Genomic DNA, 14,257 nt, shown 5'->3' with positions numbered 1-14,257 from the left:
AACAATTGGGGTGCAGTTCATCATAAAGGATGAGGATTTTTATTTTAATCTTCCAGATCCGGCGTATTGACCATGATGCCGGCAACTTGTGTTAAACGATCATAAAAAGCGGGGCCGGCAGGATTTTTGTCGAGACCGATTTCTTCGAACGCCTCTTTCATACAGCGAAGCCATGCCTTAGCACGTGTAGGGGTAACTTCGTGCGGAAGATGCCGCTGTCTCATCGCAGGCGGTCCGAACTCCTGACTGTAAAGCGCTGGGCCACCTAAAAACTGCGGTAAAAACAATTTCTGTTTACGTTTGATTTCATCTATATCCCCTTCAAAAATTGGTGCTAAATCCGGGTCAGCGTATACACGCGGATAAAATGCCTCGACAAGTTTATCAATTGTTTCAAGTCCGCCGATTTCGCTAAATAATGTTTTAAATTGATAATCCATTTTTCTTCACCATCCTCTTTTAATTTCCCCATTAGTTATTTTTATTATAATGTTATTTCGGTGCGGGTTTCGTGATTTATATCACAGTTTTGCCAAGATACTTCCTTAAGCAATTGGACCACATTTTTTTATAGCATGTGTTATTCTAAAATAATGCGAAAGTTCTACTTTGGGAAAGATAAATTAAATTAGGCAATTTTGCTTGAGGTGAGTAACTTGAATAAAGCCTGGATTTATGTATTTTTGACTTGTTTATTCGAAATCATTTGGGTATATGGTTTTAATACAGCTAAAACTTGGTGGGAATGGGCCATTGTGGTCGGCATTATTTTTCTTGACTTTCATATCCTTCCCAAAGCATGTGAGACCCTTCCTACCGGTACGGTTTATGCTGTTTTTTCCGGTGTCGGTACAATTGGAACGGTGTTAATGGATGTGTTTCTTTTTGGCGGCAGTTTGAATATAGGCATGATTCTGTGCATTTTTCTGATCATTATTGGAGTCATTGGTCTGAACCTTGCTGATAATAATTCAGAGGAAAAACAAACTGTGAAAGGAGCTGCTTAAAATGGGCTGGTTACTAGTTCTTTTGGCAGCTGTCGCTGAAGTCGCCGGTGCCGCTGGGTTGAAATTATATAGTCAACAAAGAAATTTTAGATATGGGATGCTATATATTGGCGGTTTCGGTGCCTCTTTTGTGTTTTTATATTCATCATTTCGTTTTTTACAGCTTAGTATTGCTTATATCGTTTGGGTCGGTATTGGAACGGCCGGTGCGGTACTGATCAACATGTATTTGTTGGGAGAATCGAAGAATATCGGGCGGATGATTAGTGTTGGGGTGATTATTGTTGGCGTGATTGGGTTGAAGGTGTTTTCTTAGTGGGAGGAAGCCGAGGGATTTTATCGGTCTACTCCTCTGATTCTTTATTTAGGCATTTAAAAACGTGGGATTTTGACCGGAACGCGGTCTTTATGTGTGTCCGCGGGAAAAATTAAACCGGGATTTTGACCGGACAGAGCTCACTATTGATGCCACAGGCAAAATAAAGTATCCCCTTTCGAACTAGCCACATGCAAAAATTATTCTTTTTACTGTCTCCTCACTTTTCAGCCCCTTACAGGCATAAGACCCTGATCCTTTTTACCGTTCCGCCCGTTTTCACAACCTACACAGGCAATACAACACCTTCCTTTTTACCGTTCACCCCCTTTTCATACCTCCCCGGGGCAATAGAACACCTTCCTTTTTACCGTTTCAACACTTTTCCAACCTATACGGGCAATAGAACTCGCTCCTTTTACCGTTTCCGCCACTTTACTGCCAACCACGGGCAATAGAATTACGCCTTTCATTCCTAATACCATTTGTATTTCATCATGATTCATATCCTTTTTGATTAATCCCTTTATCCCTTTTCTGCAATAAAGTATTTTTATTGCGGTAAAAACGACCTTTTCCTTATAATAGAAGAATAACTTCGTTTGGAAAGAAGGAGCGTTGCATTGTTTAAAAAGATCCATTACGGCTGGGTTATTTTAGCGGTTTGTTTTATTGGGGTTTTAGCCGCTCAAGGCCTGCGTTATTGTTTCGGTGCTTTTATGGAGCCGTGGGAGCAGGAATTCACCGCTTCAAGGGGTGCGGTTTCAGCCATATCATTTGTTAGCTTTATCATCTTTGCCCTTTCACAGCCGGTGATTGGAAAACTCATTGATAAGTATGGCGTTAAGCAGATTTTTGTTTACAGCATCATCCTGTTAGGCGTCACGACTATCCTCACTTTTTTCGCTCAAAATATCTGGCAGCTGCTGATTTTATACGGGGTAATATCTTCGCTCGGGTTTGGCGGAGCATCCGGAGTGACCGCCTCCATTGCCGTAACAAAATGGTTTCATAAAAAACAAGGCTTGGCCCTTGGTTTAGTGGAAGCCGGATTTGGTGCCGGACAGATGATAATGGTTTCGAGTTCTTTATTCTTAATTAGCGCTTTTGGTTGGAAAAATACCGTTTTAATTTTAGGCGGATTTTTATTGCTCATCATTTTCCCGCTCTTGGCGATTTTTCTAAAATCTGAACCGGCTGACATGGGTATCAATGCTTTAGGAGCAGCTAATGCCGAAGAAAAACAGGTTTCAAAAGGAGTACAAGAAACCCTTCCTGTTTCCAAACAGAGGTACCTATTTCACCGTGGCTTTTGGTTTCTCGTTATTCCATATTTTATTTGTGGATTTACCACCACCGGTCTCATGGATACCCATTTAATTCCGTTTGCCCAAGCTTGCGGCTTTTCAGTTGCTGTAACGGGCACGGCCGTCAGCTTGCTAGCTGCTTTTAATACTGGTGGAACGATTGTTGCAGGGATCATGGCAGACCGCTTTGATAATCGAAAAATGGTCGCATGGATTTATTTTTTACGCGGACTGACGATAGTCTTTCTATTAATCTTTTTAACAAATACAAGATGGTTTGGCTTTTTCGTAGAAAATCCTTGGCTATTATTTGTCTTTTCCATTTCTTTCGGAATTGTAGATTTTGCCGTTGTAGCGCCCACGGTAAAATTACTGGCTGGCTATTTTCACGGTTCGTCATTGGGTATTGTAACCGGCTTTCTGTATATGAGCCATCAGCTCGGATCAGCGATCGGCTCGTTTCTTCCTGGAATCTTCTTTGACCGTGCCGGAAGCTACACAAGTTCATTAGTAATGGCTGCAATTCTATTGGTGGTTGCTTCGTTTGTCAGTGCATGTTTGCCGAAGCAGACAGGACAGCAGGAAGTGAAGGCAGCTTAATGAAGCACGGAACAGCTCTCGTGCTTCATTCATTTTTTCTTTCTTCGTCTTTACAACTTCCTTTTATTATTTCTTTTTAATTCTTTATCACTATTAAAATATCCTTTAAGGTACTGGAGATTATTTCTTTAACCTGCCCCGTTTAGGTGCATTTTTTCACAATTGCTCACTAATTAACTAATAATCTATTTCTGTTCTAAGTCTTATTTTGTAAAACCCTATTATCATTAAAATCTGTCGGTTATAAAAAGTATATTAAACCAGATATACCTAATGAGATTACTCCAATGAGACCAGAATATACTGCTATTTTAGTTCTGAAATTCCTATGTTCTGGTGTTTCTGAATAGAAATTTGCTCTTTGCTGTTGTCCGTCTGTCCATGCTCCAATAAAAATTCCAGAAATAACAATACCAATTATGCCGACAATAAGGAAAAACTGTAACATTAAATACTCCTTTTTTCCAACCCTTAACATATGCATATCACTTTGCTATTTCTATAATGATGTAACCTAACTTAAATCAAGCACATTCCTAATGAAACGCGCCTGATTGTTAAAAATCATTACTTAAATCTATTCAAGATAAGCCTTCTTTAGTTGTTGAAGATATTTTAAAAATTTATTAAAACTCAAATTTTAAAGGTCTAATGAATAGGTTTTCTAATGTTTCTTTTGCATTTTTATTTTCAAATAAAATCTCATATAAAGCGTTGCAGATTGGAAGTTCTACGGCATACTGTTGGGATAATTCCCTTAAAGCCTTAACTGTAGAAACACCCTCTGCTAGTTTTCCAAAACTGTCTCCTTCGACATATGCTTGTCCAAATTTTCTATTATGACTATGTGGGGAGAACAACGTTGCTTCATAATCACCTAAATGACTTAAACCGTAAATGGTTAAATCATTTCCCCCCATTGCTCTTACAAGACGAGAAATTTCTCTTGTACCTCTTGCCATAAGTGAACCTTTTAAACTACTATAACTTAAACCATCTAACATGCCTGCAGCAATTCCCATCACATTTTTTGTTGCGGCCCCTATTTCATTCCCAATAAGGTCTTGACCATAATAGAACCTGATTAAATCACTATTAAGTTCTTGAACAATCATTTTGGTTACCTCAACATTTTCGGAACCTATAACCATACAATTTTGGTATGTTATTCACAAAATCCTGTACATGTCCTGGACCTACCCAAACTGCTACATTCACTCTTCTTCCGACCTCCTCACTAAATACTTGAGAAAGTCTTTTTCCACTAGAGGCTTCAAGCCCTTTCATACATAAAATAAAAGTTTTGTTTTGTATTTCATTTAATGAATTTAATTGCTTTGCAAATGACCTTAATTCCTGTGCACTAATTGAGATGATGATTAGGTCTGCAAAAGAAATCACTTTTTTTAATGAACTATTTAATTCAATAGTATCCGGTATGGAGAGATAATCATTTTTTCTTGTATCCTTTAAGCCCAAAAAATTTCTTGAACTTTCCCGTCCCCATAGCATGACATTATGTCCAACTTTATTCGCATACCAAGCCATAAAAGTTCCCCATCGCCCGCATCCTAAAACTGATATGTTCATTTTTTCACCTTTTCCTTGTTGTTTCTAATTTTAATTTTTAATTACTTTCCAAGAGAGTACGGTCCATTTTTGGTAAACATTTAGTTACATTCGACAAAATCAAAATAATTCCTTCTTAAACTGGAAGCATTACCTTAAGTACAATATTATTGATAAGTACCCAATTTTCAGTTAAAATGCTCTTCCGCAATCTTGCCTAATTTATAAATAAGAGCACATTTCTTGCTCAAGAAATGCGCCCTATTGCTCAACAAAGAAATGTAAGCTGCCTTATCTAATCCCCCTTACTATTAGTTTTCCAGCTTTTTTGTAGTTTCCGAATGTAAACGATTTGTCCAATGTGGTAGGCGTTATGTGTGGACAAATTTCCTAAAACTGCCCACCATTTTGCAGTCACGGGGAAACCATTCACATCATTTTCTACCTTTTCCTCAGTCAGAAGGTCTTGCCATTGAAGCAGTACCGCTAAGAGGCACTTTTTTAAGTCATTAAACGATTTATTTTCTTTACTATTAAAGCTTTCAATATTGTCATTTATGGGCGTCACAGCATTCACATGAGATTTTTTGTATCTCTTTTGCCAAGTTTCGTTCCAGTAAAGAAGGTGTTGTACAATTTCTGCAATACTGTTGCTTTCATCATCAGGTTTCCAAAACGCTTCTTCCTCTGATAAGTCGGCAACCGATTCCGAAAACGGAACATACCAGCTAGGGTCATTAGCATTTGCTAACAATTGATCTGCTAAAACATCTTTTGCGTGAGACATACCAATCACACTCCTCTAATAATAAATTTCCTATTTCGACGCCCTTTTGAAATTACCTGCATTATTCCGTTAAATCGCCCGATTGTTGTAAATAGCAAAATGAACATTTTTAAATAACTTAAATGATTTAACTTGGCTATATTATGAAGAAACAACATAAGCCTTTTTAAAAACATCTATGTACATATAATACTTGTATTCAGAAAAGTCCAACAAACGAGTGGAAGTTATTGGATCTATCATTTATCATAGAAATTGGTAGTAATTGAGAATGGGGGGAAAACGTTCCATGACACAAATACAAAAAGTTGGACAAATTGGAGTGCCCATTAAAGATTTACAGCGTGCACTTCATTTTTATAAAGAACAGCTTGGGCTGCAGCTGTTGTTTAATACCGAAACGATGGCATTTTTCGAGTGCGGTGGCTTGCGTCTGCTGCTCAGCATGCCGGAGCAAGAGCAATATGACTATGCCAGTTCAATCGTTTATTTTCAAGTTGAGGATATAAAGGCAAGCTATGAAAAATTGCTAGAAAAAGAAGTAAAGTTCCTTGGAGAGCCACATCTCGTTGCCAAAATGGGACAAACCGAAACATGGATGGTATTTTTCAAAGATACCGAGGACAACACGCATGCGCTTATGAGTGAGGTGCATATTTAATTTTTAATGATGAGGTGTTTGGTTGAACAAGTTTAACTGCAAAATAGAAACAGAAAGATTGGTTATAAGACCTTTTGAAAAAGAGGATTATTCTACCTGGCTTACTGAATATGAAAATAGACTGCCTTCACAACACAAATATGATGAAGGTAAAATCGATATGAGTATCTGCAATAAAGAATGGTTTATAGAATTGCTAGAAAACCAGCAAAGATTAGCTTTAGAGGATAAAGAATATGTTTTTGGGGTATTTCAAAAAGTAGATCATACCCATTTGGGAGCAATTGATTTCTCCACGCTTATAAGGGATGAGTTTCAATGGGCAAGATTTGGATATACGATTCACAATCAATTTTGGAGAAATGGATATGGTCAGGAAGCTGTGAAAGCGGCGATAAGTCTTGGATTTAAAAAATTAAATTATCATCGTATTGAGGCCCACATAAATCCCGATAATATTCCATCGATAAAATTAGCAGAAAGTGTTGGAATGACATTTGAATGTATAAGAAAAGGGTTTATATACGAATTTGATGAATGGACCGATAATCTAATTTATTTCATTAACTCAAAGTAGATCTAGTTGAGTGAGAAAGCGGATAATAAAAGAAATGGCTCGGAGAACGCTTTTAAGCCATTTCTCTCTTTTGTAAATAATGCTGACTTAATTACTGATCATTAATCACTAACATGTTGGATTCATCAAACTCCCAATCCTCACCGTAGGCTACTTCCCAATAGTAGCCATCGAGATCGGTAAAATAGCCGCCGTAGCCGCCCCAATCTGTCGTTTTCGGTTCCTTTTGGATTGTCGCTCCTGCTGCCGCAGCCTTTTTAATCACTTCATCCACTTCTTCCATGGACTTTGCATTATAAGCTAGAGTGATACCAGGAAAAGTGTTTGAAATTGCAGGCGGATTATCGTGATTAATATCTTTAGCTAGTTCATCAATTGGATACAAAGCAATTCTGGAGCCTTCATTTCTGAAGAAAATAATGAACGGATTGGATTCCGTCCCCCTAATAGAGGTGTCAAACCCTAGATCCTTATAAAACTTATACGCCTTCACAATATCCCTTGTACCGAGTGTTATTAGATTTAGTCTGTTCATTCCTCCGCCTCCAAAAAATTACTTTTCTATAAACATTCTGCAATTTCATCTTATATCCTTTTTTTAGAAAAATAAAATCCAATTTAGGAACTTGTCATATTCATTGGAAACAAAACTCTATGAAGAAACAGGAAAAGTGTTTCCAATCGTATCTATTGCAAACAAATCTACACGAAAATACAGGAAAAGGGTTTCCAATCGTATCTATTGCAAACAAAACTCTATGAAAAAACAGAAAAAGTGTTTCCAATCGTACCTATTGGAAACAAATCTACACGAAAATACTAGAAAAGTGTTTCCAATCGTATCTATTGCAAACTAATCTCCCAAAAAAATGAAAAAAATGTTTCCAACATTCCTAAAAGCCACTATACCTAGTTTAATAACTTTTAAGACTCTATCACAATTGAAAAAGCCCAAACCATATGATTTGGACTTTTAAATTACTATATTTCTCCTAATTCCTTTTTTACCTCTTCTAATGTCGGCAGCCCAGTCATGGCACCTTTTTTTGTCGTTGCCAAGCCGCCGGAGATGCTGGCAAAGCGAAGCATTTCCTCTATTTCGGACACTGTAAGCTCCCCTAATGTTTTCCGAGATTCGTTAATCGTGTAAAGAATCCCAGATACAAACGCATCCCCCGCCCCAGTTGTATCTACTACCTTACATGACATGGCGGATACCCTGCCAATCTCGCCTTTAAAGCGGTAAATGCTGCCTTCCGCCCCTAATGTCACTAAGATCAGAGGGATATCAGGCAACTTTGCAATCCCATCTTCTAAACTTGCACACCCGGTTAAAAACTCAAGCTCTTCCTCAGAAACTTTTAAAATATCAGCAAAAGAGAGTGTTTCTAAAATCATTTCTTTTGCCTGTTCTTCTGAGTTCCATAATCCTAAACGAAGATTAGGATCATAGGAAACTAGCATTCCTGCTTTTTTTGCTTGCTCCACCGCGTGGATCGTTGCTGACTTTGCCGGTTCGCTGATTAGTGAAATAGAACCAAAATGGAGTATTTTTTGCCCTGTAAAAACCTCTTGATCCAATTCTTCTTTTTTCAAAAAACGATCTGCACTCGGGTTAATGTAAAAACTAAAATGGCGTTCCCCGGAATGCTCTAAAGTTACAAATACTACACCCGTTCTTGCTTCATCCGTTAACTTCATCGCATCGACATTAACACCGTAGCCTGACAGTGTCTCTTTTAAAAAATACCCTAATACATCATCCCCAGCTTTACCAACGAAAGTTGAAGAGCCGCCAAGCTTTGCAATGCCAACTGACACATTTGCAGGTGCACCGCCGGGAGCCTTTTGGTATGTTAAATTATCCTCATCAAGCGGGATAAAATCAATTAACGCTTCACCTAAACAAATAACACCGTTCATATTAACCTCCAAGGCTCCATTTTTTCAAACGAAAGGATGCCGTTCCATTAAAGGAAATCGTCTGATCTTCAGGCTGCGGAAAATAACGTGCGGTAAACATCTCTTGTCCACCATTGACGAAAATCTCTAACGAAGAGTGATCCATAAAAATCTGAAGCTTCGAAAGCTTATCCAGCATGCAAACTCTTTTTTCACTTAATCCTGTTTTCATATTTCTTCGCTGCAAGCTTATTTCCAGTTTTGATGAATCATATGAGAGCACGGCCTCACCGCGGAAATTTATTTCAAATGTTCCGTCAACCGGTTCAGCAAAATCAAGTTCCATTTCTGCTGCACAAACCCCATCCAAGCTATCATGTTTGCCGTAATCAAAGAAAACCTCGTCTTTTCGAAGATTTTTTAATTCCGCTGCTGGTTTTTGAAAAATCTGCCCATCCCTAAGTTCCAATTCACGCGGGATTGTTAAAGCGTGAACCCAGTGGTTCGCAATAGTAGGCTGATATGGTTCGCTCTCGTCCGTGATGCCCATCCATGCATAAAGAATCGTTCTTCCCGATTCATCTCTAAAAGTTTGCGGGGCATAAAAATCAAAGCCGCGGTCAAGCTCCACAAAATCGCCATGCTGATACTGGGCCGTTTCATAATCCAATGTACCAACAAAATAGCCAGATTGAAAAAGATTATTGTATAAATAGCCATTAGGCTCCAAGCCTTGAGGTGACACCAATAATACCTCTTTGCTTTGTAACTGAATCAAATCGGGGCATTCCCACATATAGCCGAAGTCCCCAAGACCGTTCTTTCTGGAACCGGCTATTGGGCCAAGCTCCTCCCATTGATACAAATCATCGGATACAAAAAGAACAGCAGCCCCTTCTTCCTCCAGTGTTTGTGCACCAATAATCATGTACCAGCGGTCATTCTTTTTCCAAACCTTTGGGTCGCGGAAGTGTGCTGTATAACCATCTGGCAGCTTCAGTACAGGGCCTTTTTTCTCAAAATGAACACCGTCGGTTGAAACAGCTAAACACTGGTATGTCTCTCGGGCTCCGTCATCTGACTTTACATTACCTGTATAAAACAAGTAGAGTTTCCCATCCGACTCAATCGCGCTTCCTGAGTAACAGCCATTTTTTTCATACCATTCACTTGGAGCCAGAGCGATTGGCTCTTCCTTCCAGTTAACCATATCCACGGACGAATAATGTCCCCAAAATTTCGCTCCATGTGCAGTGTCAAATGGGTTCCATTGATAAAACACATGATAAGCACCTTTGAATTGGATTAAACCATTCGGATCATTTAACAGTCCGACCAGGGGCATGAGATGGTAACTAAGCCGATATGGATCTTGTTGGATCAGTTTCTCGTATTTTTTTACTTCTTTATATGCTTGTTCTTTTAGGAGACTTTCTCTTTCTGTCATCAAAGAACCCTCCATGCTGTTTTTAAAGAAAAAAGGCAAGTGTTCGCTTGCCTTTTTCAAATTATTGTTCAATTTCCTTCTTCACCTTATCTGAATAACCAAACATCCAAGTAAGAATGAAAGCAACGGCAATCGCCACTACGTTAACTAAAATGTACAGTACTATTTGTCCGTTCAAATAAAGCAATGTTCCCGGAATAACGGTTACCGCCATCCCTGTTGCTTTCAATCCAAGAATCGATGCCAGGAACCCACCAGCTGCACCGCCGATTAAGGCCATAATAAATGGTTTGCCGTAACGCAGGTTAACACCAAAAATAGCTGGTTCGGTAATTCCTAAAAATGCTGAGAACGCTGAAGGTAATGCCAGAGCTTTCAACTTTTTCGATTTTGTCTTTAAACCAACGGCTAACGCTGCACCGCCTTGAGCTGCAACGGCACAAGTTACGATAGCATTGTATGGGTTATTGTGATATTGGGCTAATAGCTGAATCTCTAACATATTGAAAATATGGTGTACACCCGTGATAACAATTACTTGGTTCAATCCGCCAATTAAGATACCACTAATACCGAATGGCCAAGATAGCACGTTTGTCGCCACTTTTAAAATATCCTGCTCGACAATATGGAAAATCGGTCCTATTACTAATAGGGATAATGTAATCATAATCAGAAGCGTTAGAAACGGTGTAACAATTAAATCCAATGCGTCTGGTACACGTTTTCTGATGATTCTTTCAAGCTTTGCACCAATAATACCCGCAATGAACGCTGGTAATACGGAACCCTGGTAGCCAACAACAGGAATAAAGTCTAGGAAATATAGCGGTTTGACGTCCCCTCCTGCAACACCCCAGGCATTTGGCAATGAAGGAGAAACGAGCATCAATCCGAGTATTAACCCGATGATTGGCGTACCGCCGAACACTCTAAACGTTGACCAAGCCACGAGTGCCGGCAGGAAAATAAACGCTGTATCCGTTAAAACTTGCGTAAATAGGAGAAAGTTTTGCGAAATATCTTCCGGATTCATCCCGAATAAAGCGAGGACTTGTTCCTGCATGACGAGGCCACGAAGACCCATGAATAAACCTGTTGCCACAAGGACCGGTATAATTGGTACAAACACATCACCGAATGTTCTAACTGCCCTTTGGAATCTGCTGCCGCTTTTTACTGCTTCTTTTTTCTGATCAGTGGCAGATAGTGTGTCTAGTCCCAATTGAGAAACTTCTTCGTAGACTTTATTAACCGTTCCCGTTCCAAATATAATCTGGTACTGGCCGGAGTTAAAAAATGCTCCCTTTACTTTATTAATGGATTCGACCTTTTCCTGATTGATTTTCTCTTTATCATTTACCATAATCCGCAGCCTGGTTGCACAGTGGGCAACTGATTGAATATTTCCTCTGCCCCCAACAGCCTCGATTACTTCTTCCGCAATTTTGCGATTTTCGGACATTTTCCTCACCCCTGTTTTTATATGGAATCGATTTCACATTGGAATAAAAAAAATATATCAATAATTAATAATGTGAAACCGATTTGAAAATTTATGCATTATAATTTAGGGAATCGATTCCACAGATTTGAAAAATAAAAGTGTAACCGAGGAGATTACCATGTGGAATCGATTACACTTTTATTATACACTCGAACGTTCAACTAGTCTATAGGGAATTGTTTTAATTACCTCGTGGTAATTTTCTCCACTGATTTTTTGGAGTATTAATAATGCTGCTTCCCGCCCTGCCTCTTCTATTGAAAAATCAATCGTTGTTAACGGTGGGGCGATAAATTTGGCAAGTTCAGATGCCCCCATGCCTGCAAGAGCGATATCATCAGGAACCGATAACCCTGCTTCGTTCAAATACAGCATCGCACCAATGGCTAACCGGTCGGTTACGGCTAATACTGCTGTTGGTTTATTTTCGGCGGCATCAAGTAGAATCGCTCTCATGCTTTCGTACCCGGATTCCACATTAAACACACCTTTTTGCACCCAGCTAGTTTCTATCTGTAAGTTTTTTTCTTTCATGGCATCCAGGTAGCCTTTTTTTCTTAAATAACCAACAGCACGGTCTTGTTCATCGACACCAATAAAGGCAATTTTGGTATGTCCTTTTTGAATAAGGAAATTCACCATGTCCTTTGTGGCCTGATAATCGTCAAAAATAACATTGGCTAAGCCGGAAATAGTTTGTCCAACGGTTACAAATGGAATTTTCAAATTATAGATCTCTTCGACTAACGGGCGGTTGATATTGGTGGCCGATAAAATAATGCCATCAACATGACGGCTTTTCAGGAGCTTTAAATATTCAATTTCCTTTTCCGGATCAAGGTTTGTGTTCGTTAAAAGAATTTGATAGCCCTCTTTCGCTAAAATTTCATCCATCCCCTTTACAAGACGGCTGGAAGTTTCGGTGCTGATTTTTGGAAGGATGACACCAATTACTTTCGTCTTTTTGGTGCGCAATGATTTGGCATTTTCGCTTGGGACATAACCGGTTTCCTCGATTACCTGTAAGACCCTTTTTTTAGCCTCCTCACTCACATAACCGGAATTATTTAGAACTCTTGAAACCGTCGTCCGGGAGACATTCGCCCGTTCAGCAATCTCTTTAATTGTAAGCATATGTATTTCCTCCTAGGCCATAAAGGTCATACAACCATTTTACACAAAGTATCCGAAATTTAAATGGGAATTTAATCGAAGTTTTTTTCAAAAAAATGTCATTGACCGGTAATATGGTTTATATTATTATATTAGTTTGTAAGTATGACAGTGGTTCGTAACCATCCCACTATAAAAAACTAAGGAGAATTGAATATGGAAAAAACCACAAATACATTTCCACAGCAAACTGCTGCAGGTAAGACCATTTCTCGCGGTACACATTCAAACGTACGAGGGATTGTTATAAATGGCATTATCGCAGCATTGTATATTGCAGTTTCGGCAGTCATTGCACCATTTGGCTTTAACCAAATCCAGTTTCGGGTTTCTGAGATGTTTAATCATCTAATTGTTTTTAACAAAAAGTATATTTTCGGCATAATCCTAGGTGTGTTTCTCACAAACCTGTTCTTTTCACCGATGAAGGCTTATGACCTGATTTTCGGTGTCGGCCAATCGCTGCTGGCATTGGGGATTACGATTGTTTGTGCACGCTTTATTAAGGGAATCTGGACACGAATGATTGTGAATACAGTAGTCTTCACCTTTACAATGTTCCTGATTGCCTTGGAATTGCATCTCGCTTTCGGATTGCCATTCCTATTTACATGGTTAACAACGGCTGTTGGTGAATTTGCGGTGATGGCTGTCGGTATGCCAATCATGTATTACATCAATAAGTCTGTCCGTTTTGATAAAATTGTTTAATTAAAAGGAGCTGTTACTTTACTAAAAAGTAACAGCTCTTTTTAAACATTACTCCAACCACTGTAATGTTAATGAATATTTTTCTAGACAAGTACTCCCTCCATACATTATATAGAATTTCTATGCAAAATGATTTTTGACAAAATCATCTATCTCTATTGCTGTTTTTTATCCATATGGTAAAATTTTCATGTAATTAAATTGCGCATTGCAGGTGAATTAAATGGATAATGAATATTTTGTCGGTTGGGGAACCCTCGCTCTGATTAACGCTGGATTAGCGCAAGGGAAAAACCGCAGCGGACTTAACTGGTTTTTCTTATCTTTATTTCTTGGACCGTTTGCTACTTTATGTTTAGTGATCGCTGATAATAAAGCAGGGGCATAGTATGCTAGGTGGTTGATTAATAGACTGAGGCTCAGAGTTAATATCAATTTACTCTTTTTAGAAAAACCTTGCTTCAAGTGATTATTTAGGTGGTCAATAAGAACTTTTTTCAGAAAATCTAAGCTTTATATGCACATTGGAGGGTTCAATGTACACCTTTTTCGAAAAATCTCTGCTCCTCGTGCTCATTGACCGCTTCCATGAGCACTTTTTTCTGAAAATCTAAGCTTCGCGTGCACATTGGAGGGTTCAATGTACACCTTTTTCGAAAAATCTCTGCTCCTCGTGCTCATTGACCGCCTCCA

The 14,257-nt window shown here is 38.8% G+C and carries 17 protein-coding genes and 1 riboswitch; of the genes, 7 read left to right on the top strand and 10 right to left on the bottom strand.

The features are described 5' to 3' along the window. Window positions 1-44: 44 nt before the first annotated feature. Complete coding sequence (locus IE222_RS25855) at window positions 45-440, bottom strand: globin domain-containing protein (RefSeq protein ID WP_191277262.1); 396 nt, start codon at window positions 438-440, stop codon at window positions 45-47. 216 nt (window positions 441-656) lie between these two features. Between IE222_RS25855 and IE222_RS25850 the strand changes: the two genes are divergently transcribed. The 3 genes from IE222_RS25850 (at window position 657) to IE222_RS25835 (ending at window position 3,230) form a co-directional block, all read left to right on the top strand. Continuing rightward, complete coding sequence (locus IE222_RS25850) at window positions 657-1,007, top strand: DMT family transporter (protein ID WP_370465094.1); 351 nt, start codon at window positions 657-659, stop codon at window positions 1,005-1,007. Window position 1,008: 1 nt separating this feature from the next. Next, window positions 1,009-1,323, top strand: a complete 315-nt coding sequence (locus IE222_RS25845; protein WP_191277260.1) for a DMT family transporter — start codon at window positions 1,009-1,011, stop codon at window positions 1,321-1,323. Window positions 1,324-1,946: 623 nt separating this feature from the next. Beyond that, complete coding sequence (locus IE222_RS25835; protein ID WP_191277258.1) at window positions 1,947-3,230, top strand: MFS transporter; 1,284 nt, start codon at window positions 1,947-1,949, stop codon at window positions 3,228-3,230. 241 nt (window positions 3,231-3,471) lie between these two features. Here the strand turns inward: IE222_RS25835 and IE222_RS25830 are convergent, their stop codons facing one another. From IE222_RS25830 to IE222_RS25820, 4 genes are all read right to left on the bottom strand, one after another. Further along, window positions 3,472-3,708, bottom strand: a complete 237-nt coding sequence (locus IE222_RS25830; RefSeq protein ID WP_191277257.1) for a DUF5316 family protein — start codon at window positions 3,706-3,708, stop codon at window positions 3,472-3,474. A gap of 148 nt (window positions 3,709-3,856) precedes the next feature. Then, entirely contained in the window at window positions 3,857-4,345 is a 489-nt protein-coding gene (locus IE222_RS26605) for an NAD(P)H-dependent glycerol-3-phosphate dehydrogenase (RefSeq protein ID WP_223282902.1), read from the bottom strand. 10 nt (window positions 4,346-4,355) lie between these two features. Then, window positions 4,356-4,820, bottom strand: coding sequence for a 2-dehydropantoate 2-reductase N-terminal domain-containing protein (locus IE222_RS26600; protein WP_223282901.1), 465 nt, complete (start codon window positions 4,818-4,820; stop codon window positions 4,356-4,358). Window positions 4,821-5,094: 274 nt separating this feature from the next. Continuing rightward, window positions 5,095-5,586 carry a DinB family protein gene (locus IE222_RS25820; RefSeq protein WP_191277256.1) on the bottom strand — a complete coding sequence of 164 codons (492 nt, stop codon included), beginning with the start codon at window positions 5,584-5,586 and terminating at the stop codon, window positions 5,095-5,097. A 289-nt stretch (window positions 5,587-5,875) separates the two neighbouring features. On the opposite strand from IE222_RS25820, the gene IE222_RS25815 reads away from it, so the two are divergent. After that, entirely contained in the window at window positions 5,876-6,247 is a 372-nt protein-coding gene (locus IE222_RS25815; RefSeq protein ID WP_191277255.1) for a VOC family protein, read from the top strand. A 22-nt stretch (window positions 6,248-6,269) separates the two neighbouring features. Beyond that, the gene (locus tag IE222_RS25810) at window positions 6,270-6,824 is read left to right on the top strand and encodes a GNAT family N-acetyltransferase (protein ID WP_191277254.1); all 555 of its coding nucleotides are present in this window, start codon (window positions 6,270-6,272) and stop codon (window positions 6,822-6,824) included. Window positions 6,825-6,915: 91 nt separating this feature from the next. Here the strand turns inward: IE222_RS25810 and IE222_RS25805 are convergent, their stop codons facing one another. The 5 genes from IE222_RS25805 to IE222_RS25785 all read right to left on the bottom strand — a co-directional run bounded on the left by IE222_RS25805 (window position 6,916) and on the right by IE222_RS25785 (window position 12,814). Continuing rightward, window positions 6,916-7,359: a VOC family protein gene (locus tag IE222_RS25805; RefSeq protein WP_191277253.1), complete on the bottom strand. Its 444-nt coding sequence runs from the start codon at window positions 7,357-7,359 to the stop codon at window positions 6,916-6,918. A gap of 446 nt (window positions 7,360-7,805) precedes the next feature. Further along, a complete protein-coding gene (locus tag IE222_RS25800) occupies window positions 7,806-8,747 on the bottom strand; it encodes a carbohydrate kinase family protein (RefSeq protein ID WP_191277252.1) in 942 nt (313 codons plus the stop codon). Between the two features lies 1 nt (window position 8,748). Continuing rightward, complete coding sequence (locus IE222_RS25795) at window positions 8,749-10,173, bottom strand: sucrose-6-phosphate hydrolase (protein ID WP_191277251.1); 1,425 nt, start codon at window positions 10,171-10,173, stop codon at window positions 8,749-8,751. A 61-nt stretch (window positions 10,174-10,234) separates the two neighbouring features. After that, window positions 10,235-11,638, bottom strand: coding sequence for a sucrose-specific PTS transporter subunit IIBC (locus tag IE222_RS25790; protein WP_191277250.1), 1,404 nt, complete (start codon window positions 11,636-11,638; stop codon window positions 10,235-10,237). Window positions 11,639-11,821: 183 nt separating this feature from the next. After that, entirely contained in the window at window positions 11,822-12,814 is a 993-nt protein-coding gene (locus IE222_RS25785; protein ID WP_191277249.1) for a LacI family DNA-binding transcriptional regulator, read from the bottom strand. A gap of 144 nt (window positions 12,815-12,958) precedes the next feature. Then, a riboswitch (PreQ1 riboswitch) is annotated at window positions 12,959-13,003 on the top strand. Between the two features lie 6 nt (window positions 13,004-13,009). Between IE222_RS25785 and IE222_RS25780 the strand changes: the two genes are divergently transcribed. Both IE222_RS25780 and IE222_RS25775 read left to right on the top strand, forming a co-directional pair. Further along, window positions 13,010-13,564 (top strand): QueT transporter family protein, encoded by a 555-nt coding sequence (locus tag IE222_RS25780; RefSeq protein ID WP_191277248.1) that lies wholly within the window; start codon window positions 13,010-13,012, stop codon window positions 13,562-13,564. Between the two features lie 223 nt (window positions 13,565-13,787). Then, window positions 13,788-13,952 carry a hypothetical protein gene (locus IE222_RS25775; protein WP_191277247.1) on the top strand — a complete coding sequence of 55 codons (165 nt, stop codon included), beginning with the start codon at window positions 13,788-13,790 and terminating at the stop codon, window positions 13,950-13,952. The last annotated feature ends 305 nt before the right edge of the window (window positions 13,953-14,257 follow it).

The sequence above is a fragment of the Neobacillus kokaensis genome (assembly GCF_014656545.1).
Lineage (GTDB): Bacteria > Bacillota > Bacilli > Bacillales > Cytobacillaceae > Neobacillus > Neobacillus kokaensis.
Note: the sequence above shows the minus strand (reverse complement) of the source record. Positions and strands in the feature narration are given on the sequence as shown.